General features: G+C 41.9%; 3 protein-coding genes. 2 read left to right on the top strand and 1 reads right to left on the bottom strand.

Features of this window, described 5'->3' with window-relative positions; genetic code table 11:
* Together QZT73_RS09810 and QZT73_RS09805 are read left to right on the top strand one after the other, a co-directional pair.
* A partial coding sequence (locus QZT73_RS09810) for a sensor histidine kinase (RefSeq protein WP_291787879.1) occupies positions 1-1,373 on the top strand: 1,373 nt, incomplete at its 5' end.
* Positions 1,360-2,016, top strand: a complete 657-nt coding sequence (locus QZT73_RS09805; protein WP_291778963.1) for a response regulator transcription factor — start codon at positions 1,360-1,362, stop codon at positions 2,014-2,016. The genes QZT73_RS09810 and QZT73_RS09805, both read left to right, overlap by 14 nt.
* Positions 2,017-2,763: 747 nt before the next feature.
* Here QZT73_RS09805 and QZT73_RS09800 read toward each other — a convergent pair.
* The coding region (locus QZT73_RS09800; protein WP_291787878.1) for an acyl-CoA dehydrogenase family protein at positions 2,764-3,563 on the bottom strand (800 nt) is incomplete at its 5' end.

The following is a 3,563-nucleotide window of genomic DNA, read 5'->3' as shown; positions in this document are numbered from 1 at the left end:
TTTTTGAGGTCAATAGGGCAGCATTATTTGGTGGGATAAGTACCATCTTGGGTTTTGCTATATTATTTGCACTGTTGCTATATGTGTATTTACGGGAGCGCATCTACCTGATCTTCGTGGCATATGCCCTTTCCTGCTTGCTGATGATTCTGGAAGAAGATGGATATGCCTATCATTGGTGGTATGGTGAAGAGGGGCTTCATGCACTCTCCCAAATTGGGATACCATTTTTTGGTTTACTGACCTCTGCCTTCTTTCTCAAGTTTAATTTACATTTTCAAACCCTTGATAGCAATAGACTCAGGTTGTACCAAATTCCCTGGTTAATATCCTATTTGGCTCTTTTTTGGGCTGGCTTGATGCTTGTCCTGATTTTTTTTAAAATAAATGCGAATTTGCTTCTTATGGTCAATTTATTGGCCATGTACCTATCTATTATTTGCGTTGCCTTTGTCTTGTTGATCAATACCAGTCAGATACACAAAAGAATGGGCATTTATATCCTATCAGCTAACCTCTTTTTGGTCATAGGACTTACCTTTTACCTTTTAAACAATCTTGGCTACACTTCCATCAATCCTTTTTATCCCAATGGACTGGTCATTGGGGCATTGGTCAACGTTTTGGCATTTACGGTCGGAATAGGATACAGAAATTACAAAGATAAAAATGAAAAAGAGACCCTTTTGATTCAGTTTTCAGAGAATGAAAAGCAATCCATCAAGGAAAAACTTCAGGTTCAGGAGGTGGAAAGACAAAGGATTGCCAGAGATCTGCATGATGATTTGGGGGCCCTTTTGGCCATGATCAGACTCAAGTTGGAAAATGTAGAGATCCAGTTAAACGGGCATCATGCTGCAGCCAAAGAAAATCTTTCTGAGACTGTCAAACTACTAGATAAAGCGGCCAAGGATGTGCGGTTTATATCCCATGAGTTAGCTACAGAAGATTTGGATCAAAAACGCTTTAAGATCCTGATAGATGATCTTTTCCATCTGCTAAAAACGCAAAATCAAGTCGGGTTCAGCTATAATATTGCTGAGTTGCCAGAGTTACCCCTACACATCAAAGGCAATCTTTTTCGCATCATCAAGGAATTGATCAACAATATCATGAAACATGCCCATGCCACTATGGCGGAACTGGAAATATTTTATGATCAAGAAGATCAGGAAATCAAATTGATTGTCTCCGACAACGGAAAGGGTTTTGATGTAGATAGGGTCAAACAGGAAAAGAAGGGCATTGGCCTGAATAATATGGAAAGTCGTGTGGCTTTCTTGAAAGGAACTTATGAAATAAACAGTGGACCTCAGGGTACAACAGTTCTGGTCTGTGTCCCTTTTGAAGTGAAAACGTATGAAGAAAATTAAAGAACAAGCCAGAGTAATTATCGTGGATGATCATGAGATTTTTGCCGACGGGCTCAAACATATTTTAGAAAGTAACTTGGGGATACATTCAAGTTTACATTTTTCTCATGCACAGGCCGCCTTGGATTATTTTAAAAATGGTGGCGGGGCCGACTTGGTCATTCTAGATCTATATATGCCGGAAATGAACGGTTTTGAATTCCTCGAGGAAGTCAAGACAGTTATCCCAAAACTCAAGGTATTGGTTGTCAGCATGCAGTTTTCCTTATCCAATATTTCTCTTTGTCAAAAATTGGGCGCTGTGGGTTTTGTGAGAAAGGACAGTTCACTCCAAGAAATGATTGAGGCAGTAGAAAGCGTTTTAGCCGGATTGGAGTATTTTCAGGAAGCCAAGGGAGAAATGCCTGAGGAACTTATAGATAATGCTGTAGAAAGGGTCTGTAAACAATACAAGCTTTCCCGATCAGAGATAAAAATTTTAAACCATTTGCTGGAACAGAAAAATTACAAGGAGATCGCCGAGGAGCTGCATCTCAGTCCCCTGACCGTCCGCACCCACAAAAAGAACATCTACAGAAAATTTGGGGTGAGGAATATTGCAGGGATAGTGGGTTTGTTAAAGGAGGAGTTGGAGAGGAGTTAAAGTTTTCCCGTAGCCGGAGAGATGGTTTAATGATGAGGTTTCCTTTTCGTAGATGGATTGCGGTTGTCAAGGTTGTCGGCAAATAATAGCCAAGGCAAAAGCGATGCCCTGAGTTAGTCGAAGGGGTAAAAAGAGCCAAGTGGGTTTGTTGGAACCTGAAGTTAAAGCTTTTTAAGGGGGGCATTGAGAGTTTTCCTGGTTGTCAATGGTAATCCTTAAGCTTTAAACTATAATCATTTAAACACTTTCCACGTCGGTACAAGTAGTTGTAAAGATCTAAAGTTGGATTTTTAACCATAACTTGTCCCGAATTCGGGAGAGAAACATAGGTCCACAAAGTTTTCCCGGATATCAACCGCCTGATTTAAAAAACAAAGGTTGGGTGTTGCCTAACTACGTTTTCTATGATACTATGTGGCAGATATTTTTAGTACACCATAACTTGTACCGATTTCGGGATAGAAACATAGGATCACATAGTTTCCTCGGATATCAACCGCCTGATTTTAAAAATAAAGGTTGGGTGTTGCCCAACTATGTTTTCTATGATCACCATGGGGTAATATATTTTTTTTGCCACAGCATTAACCTAGATCCAATTGTTCTCCAATCTCATTTCTAAACAACAGTCAAAAAAAAACCGCCGAGGTTTAAAAACCCCAGCGGTCCAGTCTTGGTACATTATACTTGGTACTTGGTACTATTTCTAACTTATCTCTCCTCCTTGCACCAGGCAAGTATCGCTTCTCACTTAAACGCCGCTATCCCCGTAATCTCATGACCCAAGATCAACAAATGGATATCATGCGTTCCTTCATAGGTCACAACGGATTCTAAATTCATCATATGGCGCATGATAGGATATTCTCCCGTGATGCCCATGCCACCATGAATCTGTCTGGCCTCCCTGGCAATCTCCAACGCCATGGCTACATTATTGCGCTTAGCCAGGGAAATCTGTGCGGTGGTGGCCTTGCCCTCATTCATCATCATGCCCAGTTTCCAGTTGAGCAACTGGGCCTTAGTAATTTCTGATAACATCTCTGCCAGTTTTTTCTGGATCAACTGGAAAGAACCTATAGGCTTGTCAAACTGTATCCTTTCCAAAGCATACCTCCTGGCAGAATCATAGCAGTCCATGGCTGCACCCACAGCACCCCAGGCAATGCCATATCGTGCAGAATCCAAACACATCATCGGCGCTCCCAATCCGGATTTTCCAGGCAATAAATTTTCCTTAGGAACTTTCACATTGTCAAATACCAGTTCTCCCGTAGCAGAAGCCCTCAAGGACCATTTGCCGTGGGTCTCTGGCGTGGAGAAACCTTCCATGCCTCTCTCTACGATCAATCCATGAATCCTGCCTGCTTCGTTCTTGGCCCATACCACGGCGATATCTGCTTTTGGAGAATTGGAAATCCACATTTTGGCCCCGTTCAACAGGTAATGATCTCCCATATCTTTGAAGTTGGTCACCATACCGGAAGGATTTGAACCAAAGTCAGGTTCAGTCAGGCCGAAGCAGCCCAGCATTTCACCGGAAGCCA

Source organism: Cecembia sp., assembly GCF_007126775.1.
Lineage (GTDB): Bacteria > Bacteroidota > Bacteroidia > Cytophagales > Cyclobacteriaceae > Cecembia.
Note: the sequence above shows the minus strand (reverse complement) of the source record. Positions and strands in the feature narration are given on the sequence as shown.

Bases quoted from the DNA above. Each gene is read 5' to 3' on its own strand.
- QZT73_RS09805 (WP_291778963.1), top strand. From the start codon at position 1,360: ATGAAGAAAATTAAAGAACAAGCCAGAGTAATTATCGTGGATGATCAT.